Origin of the sequence: Pseudomonas sp. MD195_PC81_125 (genome assembly GCF_014060985.1) — a bacterium.
Taxonomy (GTDB): domain Bacteria; phylum Pseudomonadota; class Gammaproteobacteria; order Pseudomonadales; family Pseudomonadaceae; genus Aquipseudomonas; species Aquipseudomonas parakoreensis.
The window spans coordinates 1-526 of the sequence record NZ_JABULD010000976.1; the positions used below are offsets into that span (position 1 = coordinate 1).

At 48.9% G+C, this 526-nt stretch carries 1 protein-coding gene; it reads right to left on the bottom strand.

The window, feature by feature from the left end; all coding sequences use genetic code 11:
- Positions 1–425: hypothetical protein (locus tag HT737_RS30685; RefSeq protein ID WP_182404695.1), on the bottom strand; the 425-nt coding region annotated here is incomplete at its 3' end.
- Positions 426–526: the final 101 nt, after the last annotated feature.

Here is a 526-nt window from a genome sequence, read left to right on the forward strand (position 1 = left end):
CCTTGGGCATCAGACGATAGCGATGACTTTTGAACAAGGCCTCGAATGATCCCGTCGCGATTGTCTGTTTCAGGGTCATATTTGATGCTAAGGGTCGCCGAGTCGGCGTCTACCGTAGCCATTCCGATGAACCCCGGTGGCGCAGGGATCCAATGGCTGTGTACACATGTCAGCCCTTTTTTGAGGTCATAAACACCTGTGAGAGTCTCATCAGATCGGTAGGGCAGAGTCATCGAGAAAGCAAAATAGTTTTCATCGTCGAAATTCCCTGTTCCACCACTTATGGCCCAATACAACTCGCCCAAAAACTCGTCTTGATAGAAGGAGCTGAATTCCGCTGTTATCCGTTTGCCGCCCAATCTCCATTCAAATTTTTCATCGCGCACCAGTGGCCTTTTTGGAAGAAAAATAGCGTGAGTGGTCATTGTTAAACCTGCCTTTTCGAGTAAGAGGAGGTGTTACAACCGACTGCATTTACGGTTTCTCTTGATACCCGCTCGAACAGGTGGGGCGTCTACTGTCAGAT